Here is a 23,215-nt window from a genome sequence, read left to right as displayed (position 1 = left end):
GAGCCTATGAGCGACACCCAGGGGTCTCTTTTTTTCCGAATCAACGGCCAAATGCCGCTGGTTCAGTCGGTCGGACAGAACCTGCCTGAAGGGTGGAGCCTTGGCAAGCATTCCTCGCGCCGGGAGCGGCTTGTCTTCTACGACACCTTCGAGGAGGAGGCGTTCCGCAACGGCCTGGCGGTGATGCACAGAAAAGGAACCCTGTCGATCATCGATCTCGAGAGCGGTGCGGTGGAAGCCGAGACTCCCCTCGCCCAGACACCACCAAGCTTCTTCGCTACCGACCTTCCGGAGGGAAAGGTGCGCAAACGTCTCTTGCAGTGCAGCACGCTCCGCGCCTTCATCAACCGCTGCGCCGTTGACCGCTTCATCTCGTCATGGCGGATTCTGAACCGGGACAACAAAACCGTCGCGACGCTCGATCACGAGTCACTCCATCCAGTGGACAAAACCAGCAAAACGGTCTTTCCGCAACACTTTTCGATCACGCCGCTCAAAGGCTACCACAAGGAGCTGTCGCCGATGCTGATGGCACTGCCGGAGTCGGTTGATGCCTACCGGATCGTCAGCTTCAAGGAGCGCTTCATGACCATCATGGAGGCCGCCGAACCGCTCGGCAGAGGCTACTCCTCGAAGCTTCGCCTGCAACTCGATGCCCACGCATCCATCCACGAAAATGTCCGGCGGCTCCTGCAGTTCACAACTTCAATCATGGAGGCGAATGAAGAGGGAATCCGCAAGGACATCGACTCCGAGTTCCTGCACGATTTTCGCGTCGCCATCCGCAGAAGCCGCTCGATCCTCCGGCTGCTCAACGGCGTGTTCGATCCCGAAAAAACCGCATGGATGCTTGCCGGCCTGCGCGAACTCGGCAAACGCACCAACGACCTGCGAGACAGCGATGTCTATCTGTTGCGGCGCGAAGAGTATACCAGCCTTCTGCCACCATCATTGAGACCGGCACTCGATCCCTTTTTCAGCGATCTCGAAGCAGATAAACGTTTGCATCACAGACAATTCTGTCGCTACCTTACAGGCAGGGAATATTCCGGTTTTATGACCTCGCTGAAGGAGTTCATCGCGGAGGGAGAACTTCCCGATCCGGAAACCGCGCCACTCGCCGCAGAACCAACGGGCGATGTGGCAGCGAAGACGATCAGGAAAGCGCTGAAAAAGGTCCTCGTGCATGGACGGCGTACTGGCAGTGAAACGAGTGATGCCGAACTTCACGAGCTGCGCATCGACTGCAAAAAGCTCCGTTACCTGCTTGAATTCTTCGCGTCGCTCTTCCCTCCGAAAGCCACCGCACAGGTGCTCCGGCAGATGAAGACGTTGCAGGACAACCTCGGCACCTTCGTTGACCTCACGGTGCAGATGGAGTTCCTGCAAAGCCGCCTCGAAACCATTCCGGCGGACAGGGGCGGCATCAGCGAAGCGGCAGCGATCGGCGGTTTGCTTACGACGCTCTACCGTAAGAGGGAAAAAGTCAGGGAACATTTCCACGAAATCTTCTCCGGATTCGACAGCAACGAAACCGGGGAACTGTTCGATGAACTGTTGACCGGACTTGCCTGAACATGAAAACCATCGCCCTTTACAGCATCAAGGGCGGCGTGGGCAAAACAGCCGCCGCCGTCAACCTCTCGTTCCTTGCCGCATCGCCAACGACCCCGGTGCTGATCTGCGACCTCGACCCCCAGGGTGCCAGCTCGTTCTACTTCCGGATCAAGGCCTCGCGCAAGTACAACAGCGAAAAATTCCTGAGAGGCAATAGCAAAATCCTGAAGAACATCAAGGCGACCGACTTCGACAACCTCGATCTGCTCCCCTCAGACCTCTCTTACCGAAACCTCGACATCGAGCTTTCGGAATCGAAAAAACCGAAGAAGCTGCTCTCGAAAAACCTCGAAGGGCTCGAAGAGGAGTACCGCTACGTATTCTTCGACTGCCCGCCAAACCTCACGCTGCTCTCGGAAAGCGTCTTTCGCGCCTCGGATATGATTCTGGTGCCGGTGATTCCGACGACCCTCTCCGTCCGCACTTTCAACCAGCTCGTTGAATTCTTCACCCAAAACGGCCTCGACAGCTCGAAAATCTTCGGTTTCTTTTCGATGGAGGAGAAGCGGAAAACGATGCACCGCGAAATCGTCGAAGAGTTCAGCGCCAATCCGGCGATGCTCCGCCAAACGATCCCCTACAGCTCCGACGTGGAAAAAATGGGCCTCACCCGCGCCCCCCTCAACGCCACCCACCCCAAAAGCAATGCCGCGCAAGCTTACAACAAGCTGTGGGAAGAGGTGAGAATGAGCATTGATCGTTGAAAATGTTCAGCGCTTCATCCTGTCAAACCTCTTCTTTCTTACGCCAGAAGTCTGATCCTCGAAAACACGTAATCGAGGTAATCCTCATTCAACACGGCGCGGTAGATGCCGCTATTGCCAAGCTCCTCAACGGTGTGCAGGCGCTCACCGGAGTAGCGATATTTCTGGACATCGCGCGTCCAGTAAACGAGACGGATCATGCCGTCTTCGATCTCAATGGCGGTAATGCCGCGTTTCCCGATGCAACAGCCTGAATTAAAGATACTCGGAATGGCGATGGTGTCGTAGCGCCCCTGCGCAGGCTTTTGCGGAAGCCATTCCGGTAGCACGATTCAAGCTCAGACCTGACCTCAGCAATTTCGATCTCGATTGCCTGTTGCCGCGCAGCATCAGCCGGAGCATAGCTGCGGCACAGCTCTTCGAGGCGGTAGTTCAGGTAATCAAGCTTGGACATCGATTCAAAAAGTGGACGATGCGTGTGGCCGATGATCGAAATGAGCTTGAAGCGGTTCGAGAATTCGTAAACCGAACGCTCGATGGCGTAGCGCTTGCGGCTGCTGTAGGAGACCGAATAGTTGCGAACGCCGAATGGGCGGGCCAGGTAGCGCAGAATGTAGAAGAGCGCGCGGCTAAAAACCGAGCAGGGTTCGTTCAGAAACGGCGATGCCTGATGACCGTGAAAGAGAAGGAGTATTTGGCCTTCGTAGCGCAACGCCAGCGATTCAGTCAGGGCGGAAGCGAGCTTGTAGTCGTGGTGATCGAGCAGACCGTGATCGTGGTTGCCGAACAACTTCCGGAAGAAGCCGTTGCGATTGAAAGCAAGCAGCAGCTCATACAGCCCGTCCCATGCAGCGGCGATGGCATTGAGATCGAATTTGAACAACTCCTCGATATCGCCGTTCAGCACAAGGCTGAATCCACCAGCAAGGTACCGCTGGCGCAGCACCGTTTCGAACAGCTGGGCGTTGTGCCGGAATTCATCGTTGCGCCCGCCATCCCCAAGATGCAGATCGCTGAACACCACCACCCGCGAGGCGCGATCAATCCCGATCGTTTCCGAGGTATGCAGAAGCCGTTCAAGATTGGAATAGCGCGTCATGTACCGCCAGCTGGATGAAAAGACCGGTTTGCTTCAGCAAAGGTAAGCCTTTTCACATCGGCACGTTGCAAAATTCCAGCAAACTCTCTTCATCCGAACAGACTCCATCCGCCTTATCGGACCGGGTTCTTTTTTCAAGCCAGCAGCCTGATCCGCGAGAACACATAATCCAGATGGTCCTCGTTCAGCACGATGCGGTAAAAACCGGTATCACCAAGCTGTTCCGGTTCGCTGTTGCGGTCGCTAACGAAGCGACGCCCCTGCTTTTCCTTGAACCAGTAAACCAGCCGGATGCGGTCGCCGTCGATTTCGAGCGCAGTGACGCCCCGCTTGCCGATGGCGCAACCCGAGTTGAAGACGCTTGGAATGGCGATGTTGTTGTAACGTCCGCTCCGCAGACCGATCTTCTTGCCCTCCGTGAAACAGGCATCGAGCATCGCCTTCAGCTCGCCGATCCGCTCCTGGATGGCCAGGCGCTCCTCCGGCAGGGCTGAAGGGTACTGGCGGCAAAGTTCCTCGATCTTGTATTTGAGATGATCGACCTTCGAGAGCGACTCAAACAGCGGGCGATGGGTGTGACCGATGATCGAGACGATTTTGGCCTGGTTCGAAAATTCGTAGATCGATTTTTCGATGGCAAACCTGCGACGGCTGTTGTAGGCTGTCGAAAAGTTGCGAATGCCGATGGGCTTAGCCACGTATCGCAGGAACAGAACAACCGCACGGCTGACGAGCGGGTAGGTCTCCCAGAGCAGAATAGAGGCCTGGTGACCGTGAAAGAGCAGCATCACCTCATCCCCGTACTGAAACCTGATCGATTCGAGCAGATGTTTCGAAAGCGGGTAATTCCGCTCCTCGAAAAGATCGGAGTCGTGGTTGCCGTAGGTCTTCCAGAAAAACCCGTTCTTCTCGAATTGCAGAAACAGATCGTAGATATGGCCCCATACCTTGGTTATATCTTCGACCGAAAACTTGAAGAGCTCCTCAATATCGCCGTTCAGCACAAGGCTGTACCCACCCGGCAGGTAATAGTCCTGAAGCATCGAACGAACAAGCTCCGAATTTCGCCGGAACTCGTCACGCCGCCCGCCGTTACCCATGTGCAGATCGCTCAGAATCAGCACTTTGGACGAACTGTCAAGCTTTATGGGCCTTGACGTTTCAAGCAGTTTTTCAAGATGGGGATGTTTCTTCTGATGCAGACTCACTGATGAAAACTCATGGTTACAGACACATTTTTCAGACGGATGAGTGCCGCCTGCCGATACAACAGAGCAGGCCACTGAAAGGTTCTCGATCCGCACGTGACAACCCACAACCTCTTCTCCAAAAACCGAATATACTTTTAAGAATTGCATTTACCTCGTTTTGCAAAGGATCTGCCATTCATGGATGCCTGGTTGAAGATTTAACGAAAAATGACTTTCTTTTCAGAATGCCTCAAGCACGGCTTCGTCAAACAAACCTCATTGCATTGGTCTCACCTGAACGATTCCGGAAAATCCGTGAGCTGCTCGAGAAGCGGCAAACCGACCTGACACTGGTCATGGACAACGTCAACAAGCCGCACAACCTGGCCGCCATCATCCGAAGCTGCGACGCAGTCGGCATTCACCAGGTGCACGCTATCTCCTACCGCTCCTCGATCAAGACCAAGCAGCACACAGCAGCGGGCGCAAGCCGCTGGCTCAAGGTACACCTCAACGAATCGTTTGTACCGGTCGGCGAGAAGCTCCGGCAGTCGGGAATGCAGATTCTCGTAGCCCACTACTGCCCGGAGGCGGTCAATTTCCGCTCTATAGACTACACCCGCCCAACAGCCATCGTCATGGGCGAAGAGCTGAAAGGGCCATCGCAGGAGGCGCTCGGCCTCGCCGACAACTTCATCTACATCCCGATGATGGGCATGGTCGAGTCGCTGAACGTCTCGGTCGCCGCCGCGCTCATTCTTTTCGAAGCACAACGCCAGCGGCAGGCCGCCGGATTGTACGACACACGCCACTTCAGCGACTCCGACATCGAGCGTCTGCTCTTTGAGTACACCTATCCACGCCTTGCCGCCGTGCTCCGCGATCAAGGTAAACCATACCCGAAACTCAACGAAAACGGCGCATTCACGGAGTGAGGCAAATGCCCCCCGTGGTATTTCGCTGAAATATTTTTTCAAAAACCTGACCATATACATAAAACACACAAACAAAGCCCCTCAAAAACCTATAACGTTACATAGAAAAAAAAATACGGACATTGCGCAACTGGGCAATCCATCCGACGGTTTCGATACATCGGCCAGCGGCATGTCGAAGGATTCGGTGATTTTTTCCCTCATCAATGTCAGGAAGGAGAAAACGCTCAAGAACCAGCCCGGCTTCCGTCGCGACGAAGCCAGCCTGAAAGCGCTCTACGAAAATCCGCCGAGAGCCTGTTCAGCCAAGTGTGTCAACGGTCGTTTTCATAGGGGGCACCAGGGGTACCCTTCCCTCGAATGTAATGGAAAACTGATTGATGACCGCACCCCGGTTGCGTAGCGGCATCGTCCATTTTTTGGCAATATTCTGCATGGCAAGATAGATCAGCTTGATCGCGTCGGTCACGCTGCTGATGAGCGCTTCGGAGACTTCGACCTGGTAGAGTTCCAGTAACATGGCCTGCATGTCGCGGACGCTCATGCCGCGGGCGTCCATGGCCAGGATTTTTTCATCGAATCCCTTGAAGCGCGTCTGGCGTTTGGGGATCAGTTGCGGCTCGAAGCTGCCGTTGCGGTCGCGCGGAGAGCGGATGGTGAACTGATCGTTATCAACGATAATGGTTTTGCTGCCGTGTCCGTTGCGGCTGTTGCTGGTGTTGGGCACGATGGGTAGAGATGCTTTGGATAGCCGAGCTGCTCGTCCAGCTCGCCCTGAATGTCCGGGGTCTTCTTTCTTTCTGGTCATAGTTTTGCTCCTTGTTACATGAGAGGACACTATGACCGTTTAGACACGGTATCTTACAGACCCCCATTTTTACGCCGTCGCCTGGATGTATCGTAACGATTACCGCGCCGGTGGATTCAAAATACTCTCGGCAATCGATTCAAGGGGGAACAGGATATTCAAACACATTCTCGCTTCTACGCTACTCCTTGTGCTCGCCTCTTTTCTTCCATACCTTTTCGGCTTGTCAGGTTTACGCTTCGGCATCGGTTCGTTACTTTTCGGAATCATTCCGCTCATGGTCAGCGTGCAGCTGTTTTTCTCGCGCTCCGACAGGGATACCGCCGGGTTTTCAGAGCGACCCTTGCCTACCTGCCGGTGCTTTTGACGCTGATCGTTCTGGGCAGGTTTTTTAGTGCGCTTCCGCAAACCGATGCTGGCTGCGGACGCGCGCTTTGAAAAGTCGCCGGATGCGGACGCGCGATCACAAAATCTTGTCGCCCATCCAGGAGCCCATCTTCCACTGCCAGTACGGCACCTTACCGCCCATGGCGAAGTAGGAGGTTTTGAAGGCAACCTTCAGGTCGTAGTAGAGCTTACCCATCTTCAGAATTTCGATGTCGCCGCCATACCAGACGTTCGAGTGGATGTAAAAGGCCTTGCCGTCACCCATGTCGCCGTAACAGATCACCTCCGGGCTATACAGTTCGCTGTCGGCCTCCTCGTCCGAGAGCGCGCCGAGATCGCGGGCCAGTTGCCGCGCGACGATGTAGGACTGGTGGTGCCCGATGGAGCCGAGCTTCGGCACCGTGCAGGCCGCGGCGTCACCGGCGGCGTAGACCTCGGGATAATCTGGATTTTTTAGCTGCTTGTTGGTAATGACGAACCCCTTTTCATCACAGATCGGCAGCCCTTTCAGAAATTCGTGCGGCACCCAGTCCGGGAGGATGATCTTCAGCTCGGCCTCGATGGACTCGCCGTTGGCGAACTCGATGCCATCCTTGCCGATCTGCTTGATGTCTTCGAGCTTGTTCTTGTAACCGAACCCCATGCCGCCCGCGATTTCAAGCAATTGCTTCACAATGTTCTTGCCCGCGTCTTCGGCGATCAGATCGGCGGGGGTGAAGATCGTCACCTTCTCCGGCCCGCCCATTTCATGATGCTTCATCCACGAAGCAAGCGACAGCGCTATTTCGACCGGCGGTCCCTCGCAAGCGGCTTTGGCCATCGGCACAAAGTCGAGCTTGCCTTTCGTTCCCTGATGGAATCGAGCCGAGCCGATCGCGATCGGGCCTCCCTTGTAGCCGCCCTCGTGCAGGTAGTGGCGGAGCTTGTTGCCGTAAAAACCGTCCGATACGGTGTGGCCATGCTCGGCGAAGCCGTCGATCTTGTCAAACGCGAGCCGGTTGCCAAGGGCGATGACCAGGTAGTCGTAGGTAAGCACATCGGTTGTCGTGCCAGGCCGTTCGGTCGGCTGGATGGTCACTTTTTTGCTCTCGACGTCGATGTCGAGCACCTCGGCCTGGATGAAGCGGGTTTCGTCCTTGTCAAGCACCGGAGCCAGCGGGAGCTGCATGCTGCTGTCCGGATTTTTGTTTTCGAGGATTTCCATCAGGATGTTGGGAATAAAGAGCAGGTACGACCGTTTATCGACCACGGTGACCGAGGCGTCTTCGGGCTTCACATGATCGCGGATGTGGCGGGCAACCTGCAATCCGGCAAAGTTGCCGCCAAGAATCAAGACATGCGGTTTTGTTTTCATACTAACAATCCTCCCGATTAGTTTTTTACAAAAATTATCAGAAACCTTTCATGCAGTAAAAAAAGAACACCCATGCTATGCAATATACTTAGTGATTACAGAGCTTAGGAAATTTTAAGCTTTGGCACTCTAACGTAACGTAATAGTAACTTTCCCCCTTTTCCAACCAAACGACAAGTTAAGACGCTATAGTTTCGATGAGTTATCAGAATTTCAGGACACAATTACTGCGCACCTCAAAAAGAGCCGTTGAATAAACTTTTCAACGTAAACCCTGCTATGATTTGATCGTTTTCCGGGAAAAAAATCGATATTTTCGATGATGTTTTTTTCGGCAACACCTCATTAGTCCCTCGTCGTAATGCAGTCACCCGCCTTGCAGTCTCACACCTATTTTCAAGAACATACAGCGTTATCAAAAACCGGCCTTCAGAATTGTTTCGATAGCTTCGGAAATCCCTGAGAACCGGGTCGATAACAAAACACTGGCCGATATGATCGACGCTCCGCCTGAGATCAAAAAGATGCTTCCGACCCTGATCTACCGAATACCGGACAACCAAGTGCAAAACGCGCGCCTATTCCTAGCCGGGCACCTTCCCCTCCGACCTCGCCGTTGCCACAGCCCTTAAAGCACTGGATCGCTGTGACCTCACGCTGGCAGACATCGACACGCTGATTTTTTCGAGCACCGATATGGACATGCTCTCGAACCGGCGACGGCCAACATTGTCCAGCAGAAACTTGGGTTGGATATGCTCAATTCGTTCGATGTCACCAACGCCTGCAACAGCTTTCTGCAGGCGATGAACGTGGCCAACAGCATAATTATCACCGGCGCAGTGAAGAATGTGCTAAGCTGCAGCGGCGAAATCGGCAGTTATGTCGCCAACCGCCAGATCAATTCACTTGATGAGCTTGATGTGAAAATGGGCGGTTTGACGCTGGGTGATGCTGGCCCGGCAATGATTCTTTCAGCATCAGATGGCAACATTGGAATACTGGAAATCAACCTGATGAATCTTGGCGAACACTGGGAGCAGTGCCATGCGCCGGAAAAAACGGCATGGGGGCCAAGCGGCGGAGAAGACCTCGGCTTCCTCCTCGAACGCACGATAAGCCTCAAAGAAGCGCCTTCGGTCATGGCAACAGTACTCGCCGGAACAGGCTTCCGTCAAGTCAGCGAGTTCAGTAACACGTTAAGCCTCTTCATCCTACAGGACGTATAAGTTCTATGAGACCTATACGTCCTATTCTTTCTTTCTAACCAACCCACCAACCCAATGTCAAACGAACACGAACTTCGCGCTTTCGGCAAACTGATTTCGGCCATCGCTTCGGGCGCATCGGATATCTTCGAGTCGCTCGGCATCGACCTCGACCATCCGCTCGAACGCGCTGCGCTGAGCCTTCAGAACACGGGTATCTGCTACCTGCCCGGCGAGGCGTTCCTGAAGTCGGGCTGGCGGAAGGGTTCGACCCGTCGCTCGGCATGGACGAGTTCTCGCTTTGCGGCCCGACAAAGGTGGTCGAACTGCGCGACGGAGCCATCTCGAACTACGAGGTGAGGCCGAAGGATTTCGGTCTGAAAACCGTGCCGTTCGAAGCAATCGCCAGCATGAAGAGCGCCGGAGAGAACGCCGCCGTGATCACGGAAGTCTTGCAAGGCAAGCGCGGCGGCGCGGCAGCGGAATTCTTCTGCATGAACGCCGCCGCGGCGCTCTATATCGCGGACAGGGCCACGAGCTATCGCGAAGGCGCGGAGATGGCGCGGGAGGCCCTTGAGTCCGGTGCGGCATGGAACAAACTCGAAGCTATGCTCGAGTATCAGGGAGCCGGCACCGTCACGGAATACATCTGACCCCGCGCTGAAACCGGAGAAACGAAAAATGCGGGTGACCTGAGTGCTCAAACATCTGTCACCCGGCACTACCGTGCTTCCAAACGGCAACAAGAGATTTCGATGAAAAAAACCGTTTTCCTCTTAGTTCATCCGAACAGTTGAGCATACAATGAACTAAGGCTGCCTCTTTTTTTACACCGACACTTCTGTTGCAGGATACTCAAACCTGCTTGAGGTTCATCGTCGGCTTTTTGAAGAGCGCGAAGAGGAGCCACTGATGCGCGAAAAGCATCAACTCGGCCTCGTCGTTTTTAATCATCTCAAGACGCTCTTCTTCGATGTCGAACACGTCGAGAAAGCGGCTCTCAAAAACAAAATCCCTGAAAGCGTCAAGGTCGTAGCTGGCCATGAAGAACATCTTGAGGCTCTTCTCGTCGGGTTCGAGTTCCGGGCTGTAGAGTTTTTTGTTGAGGATCACCTCCATCCAGACGCGATTCTTGTCGTCATATTCGTCAACGCCCTGATTCTTGCGCCACTCGCCGACTGTCCATTCGCGCTCCTCTTCAAATCCCTTGCAGTGATCTTCCCTGATGAGAAAATAGAAGTCGTCTCCGGCCTCTTCGTTCTTGTAGATGCCGAAGCCGAGCGGGTAGTAGCGGCATGCCGCCGGGCGGTCGCCATAGACCGTGCAGCCTTCAGCAGCGACGAAACGGCACTTGCCCTCGTCGCCAAGCTTGAGCTTCAGAAAGGGCAGCTTCGACTCCTTCTGGATCACCGGTTCGGTATACTCCGAGATGAACTCCACCGAGGTGAGGCCGAGGCGATTTTTCATCCGCAGAATATCGTAGGGGGTGAGCACAATGTCGAGGTTGCTGCAACAGGTGTTGAAGCATGACAGGCCGCTGTGACAGTTGAAGGTGAATTTGCTGTCATTGGTGAGGCGAGTCTGTTCGTTGAGTTCTATGCCGAGTTTGTCGAGAATGTTCTCCATTATTTTGGTGGTTTGGTCTGCCGCTTTTCCTGTCCGGGAACCGGAAAAAACGGCGGAATGTTAGTCATATGCTGTTGCAGAAACTCTCTGGATGAGTTATCATGATTGCATTCCCGGAAAAGAAACAACGTTCCAGCTCCTTTGGAAAGTCCCGCCAGGGTCGATGAACTTACCCAAATTTCGATTCAATCAGAAATACCATGAAGATAACGGAAGCTCCCGAGTGCCCCCATTGCGGTGCGAAAATGAAAAAATGCGAACCGCCGCCGATCAACTATGGCGATGGTCTTGGCTGGTGCACGCCCTACATGTACGTCTGCTTCAACGACGAGTGCAAGCTCTACGTGAACGGCTGGGCCAATCTGAAGAACAACTACAACAAGATCGCCTCCTACCGCTGCATGTGCTACCCCGATAACGGGATGTTTGACGCCATGTGCGTTTTCAGCCCCGACGGTCTAAAGGGCCAGATCGTCGAAGAGTAGCCCGCCAGCCAAAGCCTTCAAACAAACGGGGCCGCCTGTTTGACATGGCGGCCCCTTCTCGTTTCAATCTCCTTGGCGCGGAAAAACCGCCACGATATTCATCACATCTCGACGTCCCGCTTCAGCATCTTCGTGTAGGTGATCGCCGCCGTGCGGTAAACGAAGTGCGCGAGCTTCGAGTATGGCAGATAGACGATGATATAGAACACCAGCACGAGGTGAATGAAGTAGGTGCTGTAGGCCAGAACCGGCGGGAAACCGGTGACGCGCATCACCTGGGCGAGGAAGCCCGTCAAACCCACCAGCAGCACGATAGCGGCGAAGAGCCAGTCGAACGAAGAGGTGGTGGTTTCGACGCTGCGCTCCTTGAGGCGGTTCATGATGACCAGCGTTCCGCCCGCAAGCAACATGATGGCGCTGGCGTTGGCAAAGAGCTTGAAGATGATTTTGTAGGCCCAGGCCACAACCGCCGAACCGCCAAAGATCGAGAGCGCATGTTCGTCAATCGCGTAGGGCAGCTCCCAGTGCAGGATGTAGAGGTTGAAGACTGCCCAGGCAGTGGTGATCCCCAGACCGATAAAGCCGTAGAACACCAGCACATGTGAGACCGAACGATCCTTGTTCTCGTCGCATTTACGGAACTTCGAGTGCGTCATGATCTCCTTGAGCGTCTCGACGAGGCTCGGCATGAACTCCGCCTTCGGCTGCATACCGGAGGCTTCGGCCATGTTCTTCCAGAAACGCGACATGCTGATGGCGAACATGCCGACGGCCAGCAAGGAAAGCGGTACGAAGACACCATCGATGACCGGAACCGGCACAAACTTCGAGAAGACCACCGGGCCTTCGGGAATATGCAGGTGACCCGTCACGCCGAGAATGACCAGGAACAGCACAACCGGAATGAGCAGCGCCTGCCAGATGTTGTTCGGGTCGCCGACGATCTTGCCCATGAACTTCGGAAAGGCGTTTTCCTGAATGACGGCTTTCCTCAGAATCGAGAGCACGTCCCCCGGCTTGGCGCCGCGCGGGCAGTATTTCGAGCAGTCGTTGCAGTTGTGGCAGAGCCAGATATCGGAGCTTTTGAGCAGCTCGTCCTTCAGGCCCCATTGCGCCATGAGCATCTCTTTTCGTGGAAAGGGTTTGTCGTCAGGAGCCAGCGGGCACACCACGGAGCAGGTCGCGCATTGATAGCACTTTTTCAATGTATCGGCACCGGCCTTTTGCAGCTCCCTGACGAACTTGACGTCCGGAGTGAATACAGTTTCTTGAGCCATAGAAAACCTCCAGAATTAACAGCGGTATAAACCCGGACAGCAGGAGAACGGCAAACTCCCTGATCGCTCAAGAAAGCGGCGTTGCCCTGCTGACCGCGGTGGTTGATTTAGAATCCCTTGTACGGATTGTCACCTATATCTTTGATCTTCTTCGAGAACTCCTCAAGGATACCCGGCAGCTTGTCCCATTCGTTGATGGCGAGCTGCACCTGCTCGACGCGCTCGGCTTCGAGCATGAGCCTGTCGAGCGTCTCCTGAACCTTGCCGAGGCGTTCGTTGGCCATCTGGCTGCCCTTGACGTAGTGACACTGGTAGTCGTCGCCATATTTGCAGCCGAGCAGCAGAATGCCGTCCACGCCGCGAGAGAGCGCATCGGCGATCCACGCCAGGTTCAGGCCACCCAGACAGCGCAGCGGAATAAACCGGAAATTGGTATTCATGCCGATTCTGTTCAGCCCCACCATGTCGAAGGCCGGATAGGCGTCATTCTCGCAGACAAAACCAATCACGAAGGTTCCCTCGTCAGGCACCTCGATCGACTTGATCATGGCGGAAATCATATCGACGCTGTAATCCCTGAACGAGATGACTCGCTGCGGACAGGCTCCCATGCAGACTCCGCAACGGCGGCACCGTGACGGGAATTCGAGCGGCGTGCCGTCAGCCTTTTCGTTGTACGCGCCAAACGGACATTCGACCGTGCAGCGGCGGCACTGCGTGCAGCTCTCGAAGCGGATTTCCGGATAGGTTCTGTCCCAGGTTCTCGGATGCACCGCGCGCCCCTGCGCCGTCAGCTCCATGCACTGGATCGCCTTGAGCGCCGCACCGGTGGCGTCGGCCGAGGCCTGCACAGCATCCATAGGATGACGCACCGCACCAGCGGAGTAGATGCCGGTTCTGCGCGTTTCATATGGGAAGCAGATGAAGTGGGAATCGGGAAAGCCCCATTTGTGATGCGGCATTTCCGGCCCCTGACGATACTTGAGGTTCAGGATGAGGCTCTCCGGTTCAAGCGCTTCGATCACGCCGTCCGAGGTCTCTCTCTGCACCATCTTGCCAATATACTCGGGCGTCAGGTTATTGACTGACATTCCGTCGGGCACCATGTTCGACACCATACCGGTGGCAAGCACAAGCAGGTCGGCCTTGACTTTCATCTTCCTGCCGAGCAGCTGGTTATCGATCTCGATGACAAGGCTGCCATCGGACTCTTCACTGAGGCCAAGAATCTCGCCCTTGGTGAGAAAGATACCTTCGTCGTCCTGCGCGCTCTTGTAGAAATTCTCGTACAGGCCGGTAGTTCGCATGTCCTTGTAGACAATGAATGCACCGGCATCGGGATCCGATTCACGCACATATTTGGCCTGCTTGAGCGAAACGTTGCAGCAAACGGTCGAACAGTAAGGCACGTGATCCTTGTCTCGCTGACCGGCGCACTGAAGGAAAACGACGTTCTTGGCCGGTTTGCCGTCCGAAGGGCGCGTCACCTTGCCCCCGGTTTTGGCAACGTTCTGCTCGAATTCGAGATTGGTCACCACATTGCGGTGTTTGCCGTAGCCGAGATGACCGAGTTTGCTCGCATCGTAGGGCTTCCACCCGGCGGCCAGCACGATAGCTCCCGCTGGGAATGTTTCCGTTGTGCCGTTCCTGTCGATCGTCACCGTGTACTCACCGGGACCACCCTCGATGGAGGCGATGGTCGTGCCGGTATGCACGGTGATGTTACCATCTTTTTTGACCGCCTCGATCTTGTTACCGATAGCCGGCTGTTCGATTTCGGCGAACGGCGGCTTGGTCGGGAACACGCGGTGCATCTTCTTCGCCCAGCCGCCAAGCTCCTGGGCTTTTTCGACAAGCACCACCTTGTAGCCGGTCTGGGAAGCTTCAAGCGCCGCAGTCAAACCGGTCACACCACCGCCCACAACCAGTACGGTGCGGTTCACGTCGGCGATCTTCGGTATCGGAACTTCAGATTTCTGAACCCTGGTAATGCCCATCCTCAGGTAGTCGGCAGCCATCAACTGGGTCCCCTCTTTAGCGTCATCCCCTTTCGGAGCCGTCCAGACCACCTGTTCGCGCAGGTTAACCCGTTCAGTCACATAGGTGAGCGGGTCGAAATTGAATACATCGTTGTTCACCCTCTGCGAACAGGCGGCAATGACGATCTTGTTGACCTCTCCGTTGTTAAGGTCATCCTTGATGATCTGCACGCCTTCGTTGCTGCACAGGTTGGGATGCTGTTTGCAGACGGGAACCTTGAACTCCTTTTTGGCTACCGCTTCAAGTTCATCCACATTCAACGCCTCCCCGATTCCGCAGTCGGTACAGAGGTATACGCCTATTTTTTTGTCATCAGCCATAGTTTAACTCCTCACGAGACTTTGAATGCTTTTCAATGCCATGCCGGTCGCATCCTGGATGGCGGTGGTCACATCGGACGGCCTCTTGGCGACACCGGTCGAGTAGATTCCGGCGGCAGAGCCACCATTGATGAAGCCGTTCTCCTCGAAACTCAGCATTGAGTTCGCCTTGACGCACGGCTCCATACCAGTGGCGAGCACGGCCATGTCGGCATGTTCATGCCTTTTGCCGCCGCCCTCGACATCCTCAAATTCGAGAATGACACCGCCGGTGGCTTTGTCTTCCTCGATCTTGGCGACTTTGCCCTTGACCAGCTTCACGTTCGCGTCAGCCTCGACCTTGTTGAGGAACTCCTCATACTTGCCGGGCGCGCGCAGATCGATGTAGGCCACGACAACCTGTGAATCCGGAATGCGTTCCCGAACATAGGTAGCCTGCTTAAGCGAGGCCATGCAGCAGATCGACGAGCAGTAATTGAGGTGATTCTCGTCCCTCGATCCGGCACACTGCACGAAGACCACTTTCTTGACCTCCTTGTTATCCGAAGGCCTCAGGAGTTTTCCGCCCGTCGGGCCGTTCGGCGCAGCGAGACGCTCCATCATCATGTTGGTGATGACATTTTTGACTCGTCCGAAACCGAGATTGTCCATCCGGGTCGCATCGTAGGGATTCCAGCCTGTGGCATAGACGATGCTGCCGACCTTCATCTCGATGGTCTGCGGTTTCATATTGAGATCGATGGCGTTGTATTTGCACGCCTTGACGCACTTGTCGCAGGAGTTATCCTTGCAAGCGTCTCTGTCTATAACATATCTCATGGGATAGGACAGCACATGCGGGAGATAGGCCGCTTTTGTCTTATCCATCCCGAAATTGAATTCGTTTGGCCTCTCCACAGGGCATGCCTCGGCGCAGGCGTTGCAGGCCGTGCACTTTTCATTCACGAAGCGCGGGCTGACCTTGAGCCTGACGCTGTAATTTCCTTCCTGACCGCTCACCGACTCGACTTCAGTCATGGTGTAGACGGTGATTTTCGGATTGGGCTTGATGCGTCTGAAGTTCATCTCCAGGCCGCAATACGGGGGGCACAGTTTCGGGAAATACTTGTTGAGCTGCGCGGCCCTGCCACCAAGGTAGGGTTTCTTCTCGACAAGCACAGTGTTGTAACCGACCTCGGCAGCCTCGACCGCCGTGGTTATTCCGCTGATACCGCCACCGACAACTAAAATGGTTTCAACTGACATGATTTTCCTCTGCGGATAAACTCTCAAAAATCAACACTCCTGAAAACAGGACACAAAGCAGTATTCAACTTACAAAATCCGGGTGCCAATAAAGCAATCCCCGAGGTTTGTCCTCGGGGATATGCCTGAACGATAAGCGGATCAGTCCGGAACGACCTGGACGTAGTCCCTCTTGGAGAGCGTCCACTCCTTGCTGTCCCTGTCGTACTTCGAGATGGTGAAGCACTTCCAGTTCTCGTCATCGACGTAGAAGTGGTCAGCCCTGAAGTAGTAACCGGGGTAGCGGCTGTCCTCGCGGAAGAGGATGTGACGTGCGTGGGCTTCACCGGCCATCAGACGATGGTAGTTCTCCCAGGCGCGCATCAGCTCGTGCAGATCTGCGGCAGCCATCTTCTCGGCGTCCTCCTTGAGGAGCGACAGGTGCTCAAGACCCTTTTCGAGCATGGTCTTGCTGGTGGTGTACCAGGTAGAGACACCGGCCACGTACTCGTCCATGATCTTCTGGAGCCTGGCCTGGAACATCTTCGGCCTGATGTAGTTCGGGTTGACCGACGGATCGGTGCTGTAATCCTTATACTTGGCGAAGGTCTCCATCGGAGCATAGATCTCGGCGATCACTTCGTCAACATCGCGGCCAAGTTCCGGCTTGTAGTCGGCGTGGTCGAGGCAGTATGCGGTCATGCTCTTGCCGGCGATACGGCCTTCAGCGTGTGAACCGGAAGAGAACTTGTGACCCGATGCGCCGACGCCGTCACCTGCGGTGAACAAACCATCTACGGTGGTCATCCTGTTGTAGCCCCAGCTCCACTCTGCCGGGACACCTGCGATGTCGCCAGGGCCACTGACCCAGATACCGGCGCAACCGGCGTGCGAGCCGAGCAGGTACGGTTCGGTTGGCATCAGCTCGGAAGGAGTCTTCTCCGGCTCGATGTTGTTACCGGCCCAGACAACAGCCTGACCGATGCACATGTCGAGGAAGTCTTCCCATGCCTCAGCTTCGAGATGCTTGATCTGCTTGGGGGTCATGGTCTCGGCAAGCGCGGCCATCGCTTCGTGAGTCCTCATGAGGATCGGGCCTTTGCCGGCCTTCATGTCGATCATCATCATATGGTTCCTCATGGCGGTGGTCAGCTTGTGCGGATCTTCGGCGTACTTGCCGAAATCCTTGTTGGCCGCCGCAAGGTTGGTGGCGCAGTAGTCCTCGCCGAGCGAGTTGGTTGCCTTGCACTTGAAGAACAGGAACCATGCGCCGACCGGGCCGTAGCCGTCCTTGAAGCGGGCGGGCACGAAACGGTTCTCCATGAGCACCAGTTCGCAACCGGCCTGTGCGGCGAGTGCGTAGGTGGTGCCTGCGTTCCAGACCGGGTACCATGCACGGCCCTGACCTTCAGCGGTCGAGCGCGGACGGTAGACGTTCACAGCGCCGCCGCAGGCGAGCAGCATGGTTTTGGCGGTGAACACATAGGCTTTGTGCTCGCGAACGCTGAAGCCGATAGCGCCAGCGACCTTGCTCGGATTGTTCTTGTCGTGGATGAGTTCGCTGATAAAGACGCGCTCGTAGAGGTTCTGCTCGACGCCGGTCTCCTTGCGGTTGTATTCGAGGGCTTTCTTGGCGGCCTCGGCGACGATCACCTTGTAGGATTCGCCATTGATCATGATCTGCCAGCGGCCGGAACGGACCGGTTTGCCGCCTTCGGTGAGTTTCGGAGCCGGTTTCGCGCCATCCATGGTCGAACCATCTTCGTCGCGCTTCCAGATTGGAAGACCCCACTCTTCAAAAAGATGAACCGAGTTGTCAACGTGACGACCCAGATCATAGACCAGATCCTCACGAATGATGCCCATGAGGTCGGCTCTCACATATTTTACGTAATCGGCCGGATCGTTCTCGCCGCAGTAGGTGTTGATGGCGGAAAGACCCATGGCGACCGCACCGCTTCTGTCAACGGCAGCCTTGTCAACCATCGTGATTCTCAGACCTTTCGGGGTAGCCCATTTGGCCGCTTCATAAGCCGCGCCGCAACAAGCCATGCCACCGCCGATCAGCAGAATATCCGTATCCACATAAACAACTTCGGGCTTCTGGCTAAACTTGAATTCGTTTTTTTCAACTCCCATGGATAATGCCTCCTTGAGTAATTTGTTTGTTTAGAGGGTCGGATATTCTGTCATGTTGAAGAAGCCAGGCTTCTTGAGGTTCGCGTAATCCGGCTCTGGCTTGCCCGAGTAAGGATCGATGGAACCTTCGGAGGTGGTCCTGATCGGGAACTTGTAGCGCTTCAGAATACCGTTCCTGAACTTGATGGTCCACATGATGGCGTCGGTACCACGCAGCGGAATAACGTTGCCGCCCAGCGGAACGAAATCGGCATATCCCCTGACCTCGATTGCCTGCTGCGGGCAGATCTTCACACAGTTGTAGCACTCCCAGCACTGGTCGGGCTCCTGGTTCCAGGCCTTCATCCTCTCGACATCCAACTTCATCAGGTCGTTCGGACAGATGTACATGCATGCTGTCCTCTCCTGCCCTTTGCAGCCGTCACATTTTTCTTTAATGACGAAACTTGGCATAATTTGTCCTCCTTTAACCGAAAATTTGCAGGCTGTGCCCGCGATTTACGAAGCCATTGGATATAAGTGAGATAAAAAAACAGGGTATCCCGGTTTCCCGGAAAACCGTCATTTCCCGATCGCGTGGGAATGCATCTTGATGTCAACCTTCTCGGTCAGACCGGCATAGTAGCGCCTGAGAATCTCAAGCACCTCCGGACGGCTGAAGTGCTCGGGCACCTCCTCGCCTTCGGAGAGCATCTTCCTGAGCTTCGTGCCGCTCAGATTGAGTCTGTCGGCCGGTTCATGCGGGCAGGTTTTCATCGACGCCATGGCGTCACACTTGTAGCAGTAGAATGTCCAGTCAATCTTCAGCGGCTTGGTTTCAAGCGCGCCCTCCGGAATCTGGTCGAAGATATGGTGCGCATCGAAGGGGCCGTAGTAGTCACCAACGCCTGCGTGGTCACGTCCGACGATCAGGTGGCTGCAACCGAAGTTCTGGCGGAAAAGCGCATGGAGCAAAGCCTCCCTCGGACCGGCATAGCGCATATCAAGCGGATAGCCCGCCTGGATGGTGGTGCCCTTGACGAAGTATTTTTCGGTCAGAACGTTGATACAGTCGCGTCTGACGTCTGCGGGAATATCGCCCGGCTTAAGTTTGCCGAGAAGCTGGTGAATGAGTACACCGTCGCAGATTTCGACGGCGATCTTGACGAGGTATTCGTGGGAACGGTGCATGGGGTTGCGGGTCTGGAAGGCGGCAACCGTGCTCCAGCCATTCTCCTCGAACATTTTACGGGTCTGTGCGGGAGTCATGTAGATGCCCGCGAACTCGGTCGGGAACGAACCTTCGCTGAAGACCTTGACCGGCCCCGCGAGGTTGACATCGCCCTGGTTCATGACCATCAGGACGCCGGGGTGAGCCGGATCGTCGGTCTTGAACACTTCACGGCACTCGTGAGCCTTGTCGATGCAGTACTTCTCCTCGACCTTCATGCTCCCCATCAACTCGCCCGACTCGTCATCGACCAGAGCCACCTCTTCACCGATAGCGATGGTGTCGGCCTGCTCTTTCGAGGTCGAAAGGGTGATCGGGATAGGCCAGAAGGTGCCATCAGCCATCGTGCACGTTTCGACGCTTCCCTTCCAGTCTGCATGGCCCATAAAACCGGTCAGCGGAGTGAAGCCGCCGATACCGAGCATGATCAGGTCGCCTGTCTCCCTCGAAGAGAGCCTGACCTGCTTCATGGATTTGGCCCGCTCCTTTTCGCTTACCAGTTCGTCACCAGTCAGCAAAAGCGGCTTTAAAACCTTTTCCTTGCCATGTGGATTGACTAACGCCATGAGACTCCTTTTGAATAAGAGTTATTGAGGATCATGCATGTTACTGTCGTCGAGCGGCTGAAGGCATACCTGTGCGGGCGATAAAAAACAAAATTTGTGTTATGGAATCCTGCTGTATTTACCAAACTCCATAGCCAAAAAACGGCGGACAGACTGAACTTTGCCGGTTTCCTCCCGCCGTGCTCTGCGATGCCTGGTAGCAGTAGTCATCACTCCGCAGCGCAATCTTAAACTGAGGGTTTTACCTGTAGTAAACCCCTTCACGCCTGATGATAACACGACACCGAAAGGCGCAAGCAAAATGCGGGAGAGACAGTCTTCCGATAAATGAGTATGTAATTATGCAAAATAATTTCGAGAACCGAAAGCGTTACCGCTTATTCCAGGAACTTTTTTCTGGTCAGATAAAGAGCGAGATGTTGGCCTCCGCCGCATACTCCAGGAACGAGGCTGCGCCGCCATAATCGACGCCTTCGATGAATTCCGACTTGTCGAAGCCAAACACCTCCATGGTCATCTGGCAGGCAATAAACCTGACGCCCGACTCAAGGCATATCTCGCGAAGCTGCTCAACGGTAGCAACCCCCTTCTTTTTGAAGGTCTCCTTCATCAGCATGGTCGCCATCGTGTCGAATCCGGGAATGTTGCCCGAAATGAAATTGGGAATCGGCCAGTTGATCGACTGGAACTCCTTGCTGCCGAAGGGCATGTGCATCGGCATGGCGGGATTGCCAACCGGCGTCACCTTGGCGTCGATCTCTTTTTTTAGCAGCGGAAGACCGTAGAAGGTGAAAAACACCACGGCTTCCATATCCATCGCCGCGGCGCTTGAAGCAAGAATGAAGGGAGGATAGGCCCAGTCAAGGGTTCCCTTGGACGCAATAATCGCGAGTTTTTTGGTATCAGACATAGGTGATGAATTTTCTGGTTTATCGTTTTTGAGAATTTTTACCCATACCAGCCGCAGCCCTGTCGCCTGTCAGTGACCGGAGGTCAGCTTGCCACTGGCCGCCACGAGCAGCACAAGAATCTGCAAAATCGTTATCACGAGGTAGATGCGATTTTTCTCCCTGAAAAAAGCCATGGTGGACGTCGCCAGGCAAATCATGGTCGCCAGGGAAAGAAAAACCACCGATGCGTAACTGACAGCGTCTCCGTGCATGAAGGTGTGCACATCCTCGAAGCAGCTCCACCCGCAGTGATGGTGAATTTTCACCTGCAGTTTCGTGGCATTCAGATGCCAGTTCGCCGCAACCGTTTCCACCGGAACGGTGAGCGGCAGCAACCGGAAAACATAGAGTATGAAGCCGATCGCCATCAAAATGATGATCGCGTGCGATACGAATTCAAGGGTTTTCGCGTACGCGAGCTGTACGCTGTCGGCGTAGAGCTTTTCGGGTTTGCCCTGATTCATCCCCCCATCCCTTTCAGCAATGAACGAAAACCCGAAAGCGCCAGAATGGTGATGACAATCATCCGTATGGTTCTGGTGTTGACCTTCGGCAACAGTTTCGCACCGATCTTCGAGCCGAGCATCATGCCGCCAACGGCGGGTACGGCAATGATCGGAAGCACGGCCCCATTGAACATATAGACCCAGGCCGCCGCCGACCCGTTGATCGAAAGCACCAAACCGCTGGTTGCCACGGCAACCTTCAGCGGAACGCCCATGAGCAGGTTGAAAACCGGCACGTTGGCGAATCCGGCGCCAAGGCCGAACATGCCGCCGATGAAGCCGATGATGAAAAACAGCACCGTTGCAACCAGCGTCCTGTGTACCTGCCACGAAACCTCGTGCTGACCAAACTCCTCGAAATAGCATCCGGAGATGCCGAGCATTTTCGACAGAGCGTCTGGCTCCTTCACTTCGGGGTATCCGGACTTTCCGGCCTTGAGCATGATCGCGGTAATACCGAGAATCACGATACCGAGCAGAAGCTGCACGTTTTTTGCAGGCATCGCCAACCCCATCAGAGCGCCGGCAATGGAGCTGATCGAACCGACAAGTGCCATCGGCAAACCGAGCTTGAGATCAGCTATCCCTTTTCTGAGCAGCGGCGGCCCGGCGGAAAGCGCCCCCGCAAGAGCCACGAGAAGCCCCGCTCCACGGACGTAATCGATATGAAATGGGAAAAAACCACTGACGATCGGCACGAAAAGCACGCCGCCACCGACACCGGCCAGCACGGCCACAATGCCAAGCAAAAAGGAGAAGACGAAAAGCACCAGCACCCAAACCCACCACGCCGTCGCTGCAATCTGGGTAGTACCGTCGGCAAATGATATATCTGGCATCATCAATAGCAACAAGCCAAGAACACCCGGAACAATCCAGTTTCTGATCTGTTTAAAAACCATGAAAACAGGTTTTTATGTTAGGACAAACATATTGATTCCGTGACGTTCCCGTTCGGGGATGCCCTGAATCCAGAATGCGCTGAAGTAAAATCATTTTGTATATGATTTATCCGCCATTATTCCTGAGTGAAGCAGGGAAATACGTTTCTGAAATCATTGAAAAGAACGCATTTCTTTATAAACGCAGCAGTATTTCTTATTATGTGCCGTACAAATTCAGCGCTAAAACCGCACCGGCAAATCGCGCCACTTTAATACCGGTTCGCCAACAGAAATAATATCCCGTCGGCAAACCGGGAGAACAGCAATGTTCCGAAAAGATTACAGCCAGCTGTTGACCTGGTGCTCTTCGACCAGATCGACGAAACCGGCATAATCGACCGTCTTCACCCCCTCGGCGATAGCGGAAATACCGCGAGCGTCGAGATCGGGCTTGAGGGCATAGACTGGATTGTTCTTCTTCAGGACGGACTGGATCAGCGCGCCGAACCGGTTACCTGCCTGTACCGCATAGACGCCGTCCTCGATGAAGAGCACGGGGTCTCCCGGCTGAAGGAACCGGACGCAGGTAGTGAAGGTGTTGTTTTCAAACGGAGATTTATTGATGGTATGTAACATGATGTAAGTTACGTTTCTGTGTTCTTTGCTCGTTATTCAGCCCAGGAAAT

At 54.9% G+C, this 23,215-nt stretch carries 24 protein-coding genes; 7 read left to right on the top strand and 17 right to left on the bottom strand.

Going from position 1 to position 23,215, the window contains the following annotated elements:
- The first annotated feature begins 6 nt into the window (after positions 1-6).
- A complete protein-coding gene (locus AYT24_RS04090) occupies positions 7-1,575 on the top strand; it encodes a CHAD domain-containing protein (protein ID WP_010932564.1) in 1,569 nt (522 codons plus the stop codon).
- Between the two features lie 2 nt (positions 1,576-1,577).
- The gene (locus AYT24_RS04085) at positions 1,578-2,321 is read left to right on the top strand and encodes a ParA family protein (protein ID WP_010932563.1); all 744 of its coding nucleotides are present in this window, start codon (positions 1,578-1,580) and stop codon (positions 2,319-2,321) included.
- Between the two features lie 38 nt (positions 2,322-2,359).
- Here AYT24_RS04085 and AYT24_RS10675 read toward each other — a convergent pair whose 3' ends face one another.
- From AYT24_RS10675 to AYT24_RS04075, 3 genes are all read right to left on the bottom strand, one after another.
- Entirely contained in the window at positions 2,360-2,521 is a 162-nt protein-coding gene (locus tag AYT24_RS10675; protein ID WP_319792428.1) for a hypothetical protein, read from the bottom strand.
- Positions 2,518-3,420 carry a metallophosphoesterase gene (locus AYT24_RS04080; protein ID WP_319792427.1) on the bottom strand — a complete coding sequence of 301 codons (903 nt, stop codon included), beginning with the start codon at positions 3,418-3,420 and terminating at the stop codon, positions 2,518-2,520. Before AYT24_RS04080 ends, AYT24_RS10675 begins: the two co-directional genes overlap by 4 nt.
- 134 nt (positions 3,421-3,554) lie before the next feature.
- Positions 3,555-4,628, bottom strand: coding sequence for a metallophosphoesterase family protein (locus tag AYT24_RS04075; RefSeq protein WP_164926948.1), 1,074 nt, complete (start codon positions 4,626-4,628; stop codon positions 3,555-3,557).
- A 266-nt stretch (positions 4,629-4,894) separates the two neighbouring features.
- Between AYT24_RS04075 and trmH the strand changes: the two genes are divergently transcribed.
- Positions 4,895-5,545, top strand: coding sequence for a tRNA (guanosine(18)-2'-O)-methyltransferase TrmH (gene trmH, locus AYT24_RS04070; RefSeq protein WP_164926947.1), 651 nt, complete (start codon positions 4,895-4,897; stop codon positions 5,543-5,545).
- Positions 5,546-5,846: 301 nt separating this feature from the next.
- On the opposite strand, the gene AYT24_RS10745 is transcribed toward trmH, so the two are convergent.
- The 3 genes from AYT24_RS10745 to AYT24_RS04055 all read right to left on the bottom strand — a co-directional run bounded on the left by AYT24_RS10745 (position 5,847) and on the right by AYT24_RS04055 (position 8,094).
- Positions 5,847-6,272 (bottom strand): transposase, encoded by a 426-nt coding sequence (locus AYT24_RS10745; RefSeq protein ID WP_407637587.1) that lies wholly within the window; start codon positions 6,270-6,272, stop codon positions 5,847-5,849.
- A gap of 180 nt (positions 6,273-6,452) precedes the next feature.
- Positions 6,453-6,761, bottom strand: a complete 309-nt coding sequence (locus AYT24_RS04060) for a hypothetical protein (RefSeq protein ID WP_164926946.1) — start codon at positions 6,759-6,761, stop codon at positions 6,453-6,455.
- 55 nt (positions 6,762-6,816) lie between these two features.
- Positions 6,817-8,094: an NAD(P)/FAD-dependent oxidoreductase gene (locus AYT24_RS04055; RefSeq protein WP_010932556.1), complete on the bottom strand. Its 1,278-nt coding sequence runs from the start codon at positions 8,092-8,094 to the stop codon at positions 6,817-6,819.
- Between the two features lie 755 nt (positions 8,095-8,849).
- Here AYT24_RS04055 and AYT24_RS04050 point away from each other — a divergent pair.
- Genes AYT24_RS04050 through AYT24_RS10465 form a run of 3 tightly spaced genes read left to right on the top strand, consistent with a single transcriptional unit; the run spans position 8,850 to position 9,955 of the window.
- Positions 8,850-9,323 (top strand): hypothetical protein, encoded by a 474-nt coding sequence (locus tag AYT24_RS04050; protein ID WP_164926945.1) that lies wholly within the window; start codon positions 8,850-8,852, stop codon positions 9,321-9,323.
- Positions 9,324-9,377: 54 nt separating this feature from the next.
- Complete coding sequence (locus AYT24_RS10470) at positions 9,378-9,662, top strand: hypothetical protein (RefSeq protein WP_226986864.1); 285 nt, start codon at positions 9,378-9,380, stop codon at positions 9,660-9,662.
- Positions 9,587-9,955, top strand: coding sequence for a hypothetical protein (locus AYT24_RS10465; RefSeq protein ID WP_226986863.1), 369 nt, complete (start codon positions 9,587-9,589; stop codon positions 9,953-9,955). The genes AYT24_RS10470 and AYT24_RS10465 overlap by 76 nt, the downstream gene beginning before the upstream one ends.
- Before the next feature lie 202 nt (positions 9,956-10,157).
- Here the strand turns inward: AYT24_RS10465 and AYT24_RS04040 are convergent, their stop codons facing one another.
- Positions 10,158-10,928 (bottom strand): YkgJ family cysteine cluster protein, encoded by a 771-nt coding sequence (locus AYT24_RS04040; protein ID WP_010932553.1) that lies wholly within the window; start codon positions 10,926-10,928, stop codon positions 10,158-10,160.
- A gap of 200 nt (positions 10,929-11,128) precedes the next feature.
- On the opposite strand from AYT24_RS04040, the gene AYT24_RS04035 reads away from it, so the two are divergent.
- Complete coding sequence (locus tag AYT24_RS04035) at positions 11,129-11,413, top strand: hypothetical protein (protein WP_164926944.1); 285 nt, start codon at positions 11,129-11,131, stop codon at positions 11,411-11,413.
- A 101-nt stretch (positions 11,414-11,514) separates the two neighbouring features.
- Here AYT24_RS04035 and qmoC read toward each other — a convergent pair whose 3' ends face one another.
- The 10 genes from qmoC to tusB all read right to left on the bottom strand — a co-directional run bounded on the left by qmoC (position 11,515) and on the right by tusB (position 23,165).
- Entirely contained in the window at positions 11,515-12,690 is a 1,176-nt protein-coding gene (qmoC, locus tag AYT24_RS04030; protein ID WP_010932549.1) for a quinone-interacting membrane-bound oxidoreductase complex subunit QmoC, read from the bottom strand.
- Positions 12,691-12,797: 107 nt separating this feature from the next.
- Complete coding sequence (locus AYT24_RS04025; protein ID WP_010932548.1) at positions 12,798-15,050, bottom strand: FAD-dependent oxidoreductase; 2,253 nt, start codon at positions 15,048-15,050, stop codon at positions 12,798-12,800.
- A gap of 3 nt (positions 15,051-15,053) precedes the next feature.
- Positions 15,054-16,295, bottom strand: a complete 1,242-nt coding sequence (locus AYT24_RS04020; protein ID WP_010932547.1) for a CoB--CoM heterodisulfide reductase iron-sulfur subunit A family protein — start codon at positions 16,293-16,295, stop codon at positions 15,054-15,056.
- A gap of 141 nt (positions 16,296-16,436) precedes the next feature.
- Complete coding sequence (gene aprA, locus AYT24_RS04015; protein WP_010932546.1) at positions 16,437-18,413, bottom strand: adenylyl-sulfate reductase subunit alpha; 1,977 nt, start codon at positions 18,411-18,413, stop codon at positions 16,437-16,439.
- Positions 18,414-18,443: 30 nt separating this feature from the next.
- Positions 18,444-18,866 (bottom strand): adenylyl-sulfate reductase subunit beta, encoded by a 423-nt coding sequence (aprB, locus tag AYT24_RS04010; RefSeq protein WP_010932545.1) that lies wholly within the window; start codon positions 18,864-18,866, stop codon positions 18,444-18,446.
- A gap of 108 nt (positions 18,867-18,974) precedes the next feature.
- Positions 18,975-20,189 (bottom strand): sulfate adenylyltransferase, encoded by a 1,215-nt coding sequence (gene sat, locus AYT24_RS04005; RefSeq protein WP_010932543.1) that lies wholly within the window; start codon positions 20,187-20,189, stop codon positions 18,975-18,977.
- A gap of 400 nt (positions 20,190-20,589) precedes the next feature.
- Entirely contained in the window at positions 20,590-21,099 is a 510-nt protein-coding gene (gene dsrE2 / locus AYT24_RS04000) for a sulfur carrier protein DsrE2 (protein WP_010932542.1), read from the bottom strand.
- 69 nt (positions 21,100-21,168) lie between these two features.
- Positions 21,169-21,603, bottom strand: coding sequence for a hypothetical protein (locus AYT24_RS03995; protein WP_010932541.1), 435 nt, complete (start codon positions 21,601-21,603; stop codon positions 21,169-21,171).
- Complete coding sequence (locus AYT24_RS03990; RefSeq protein ID WP_226986862.1) at positions 21,600-22,487, bottom strand: sulfite exporter TauE/SafE family protein; 888 nt, start codon at positions 22,485-22,487, stop codon at positions 21,600-21,602. The genes AYT24_RS03995 and AYT24_RS03990 overlap by 4 nt, the downstream gene beginning before the upstream one ends.
- Before the next feature lie 381 nt (positions 22,488-22,868).
- Positions 22,869-23,165, bottom strand: coding sequence for a sulfurtransferase complex subunit TusB (gene tusB, locus AYT24_RS03985; RefSeq protein ID WP_010932538.1), 297 nt, complete (start codon positions 23,163-23,165; stop codon positions 22,869-22,871).
- Between the last annotated feature and the right edge of the window lie 50 nt (positions 23,166-23,215).

Origin of the sequence: Chlorobaculum tepidum TLS, from assembly GCF_000006985.1 — a bacterium.
Classification (GTDB): domain Bacteria; phylum Bacteroidota; class Chlorobiia; order Chlorobiales; family Chlorobiaceae; genus Chlorobaculum; species Chlorobaculum tepidum.
This window is presented reverse-complemented; position numbering and strand designations above follow the sequence as displayed.

Bases quoted from the DNA above. Each gene is read 5' to 3' on its own strand.
- AYT24_RS04040 (WP_010932553.1), bottom strand. From the start codon at position 10,928: ATGGAGAACATTCTCGACAAACTCGGCATAGAACTCAACGAACAGACT.
- AYT24_RS04035 (WP_164926944.1), top strand. From the start codon at position 11,129: ATGAAGATAACGGAAGCTCCCGAGTGCCCCCATTGCGGTGCGAAAATG.
- AYT24_RS04090 (WP_010932564.1), top strand. From the start codon at position 7: ATGAGCGACACCCAGGGGTCTCTTTTTTTCCGAATCAACGGCCAAATG.
- AYT24_RS10470 (WP_226986864.1), top strand. From the start codon at position 9,378: ATGTCAAACGAACACGAACTTCGCGCTTTCGGCAAACTGATTTCGGCC.
- qmoC (WP_010932549.1), bottom strand. From the start codon at position 12,690: ATGGCTCAAGAAACTGTATTCACTCCGGACGTCAAGTTCGTCAGGGAG.
- aprA (WP_010932546.1), bottom strand. From the start codon at position 18,413: ATGGGAGTTGAAAAAAACGAATTCAAGTTTAGCCAGAAGCCCGAAGTT.
- AYT24_RS10465 (WP_226986863.1), top strand. From the start codon at position 9,587: ATGGACGAGTTCTCGCTTTGCGGCCCGACAAAGGTGGTCGAACTGCGC.
- tusB (WP_010932538.1), bottom strand. From the start codon at position 23,165: ATGTTACATACCATCAATAAATCTCCGTTTGAAAACAACACCTTCACT.
- AYT24_RS04055 (WP_010932556.1), bottom strand. From the start codon at position 8,094: ATGAAAACAAAACCGCATGTCTTGATTCTTGGCGGCAACTTTGCCGGA.
- AYT24_RS04050 (WP_164926945.1), top strand. From the start codon at position 8,850: ATGCTCAATTCGTTCGATGTCACCAACGCCTGCAACAGCTTTCTGCAG.
- AYT24_RS04025 (WP_010932548.1), bottom strand. From the start codon at position 15,050: ATGGCTGATGACAAAAAAATAGGCGTATACCTCTGTACCGACTGCGGA.
- aprB (WP_010932545.1), bottom strand. From the start codon at position 18,866: ATGCCAAGTTTCGTCATTAAAGAAAAATGTGACGGCTGCAAAGGGCAG.
- AYT24_RS04085 (WP_010932563.1), top strand. From the start codon at position 1,578: ATGAAAACCATCGCCCTTTACAGCATCAAGGGCGGCGTGGGCAAAACA.
- AYT24_RS04020 (WP_010932547.1), bottom strand. From the start codon at position 16,295: ATGTCAGTTGAAACCATTTTAGTTGTCGGTGGCGGTATCAGCGGAATA.
- dsrE2 (WP_010932542.1), bottom strand. From the start codon at position 21,099: ATGTCTGATACCAAAAAACTCGCGATTATTGCGTCCAAGGGAACCCTT.
- AYT24_RS03995 (WP_010932541.1), bottom strand. From the start codon at position 21,603: ATGAATCAGGGCAAACCCGAAAAGCTCTACGCCGACAGCGTACAGCTC.
- sat (WP_010932543.1), bottom strand. From the start codon at position 20,189: ATGGCGTTAGTCAATCCACATGGCAAGGAAAAGGTTTTAAAGCCGCTT.
- AYT24_RS03990 (WP_226986862.1), bottom strand. From the start codon at position 22,487: ATGATGCCAGATATATCATTTGCCGACGGTACTACCCAGATTGCAGCG.
- AYT24_RS10675 (WP_319792428.1), bottom strand. From the start codon at position 2,521: ATGATCCGTCTCGTTTACTGGACGCGCGATGTCCAGAAATATCGCTAC.
- AYT24_RS04080 (WP_319792427.1), bottom strand. From the start codon at position 3,420: ATGACGCGCTATTCCAATCTTGAACGGCTTCTGCATACCTCGGAAACG.